Annotated in this window: 1 protein-coding gene; it reads left to right on the forward strand. The window is 46.8% G+C overall.

Annotation, left to right across the window (positions count from 1 at the left end; all coding sequences use genetic code 11):
- Nucleotides 1-235: aromatic amino acid transport family protein (locus tag V0R37_RS23280; protein WP_420376716.1), on the forward strand; the 235-nt coding region annotated here is incomplete at both ends.

Here is a 235-nt window from a genome sequence, read left to right on the forward strand (position 1 = left end):
TCGCTCTGCCTTTGTCTTCCGCTGGGCTTGGATTTTCGACGGCATTAGTGATTATGCTTGGTCTATGGGCCTTAATGGCCTTCACCGCATTATTGATGGTAGAAATCCATCAATACTCAAGTCAAGACGCCACGTTGCATACCCTCGCGAAAGAGATACTCGGCACAAAAGGCAAGTGGATAGCGACCTTCGCTATGCTGTTCTTATTTTACTCGTTATGTGCTGCTTATATCGC

Source organism: Pollutimonas rozaliensis (genome assembly GCF_048751585.1).
Classification (GTDB): domain Bacteria; phylum Pseudomonadota; class Gammaproteobacteria; order Burkholderiales; family Burkholderiaceae_B.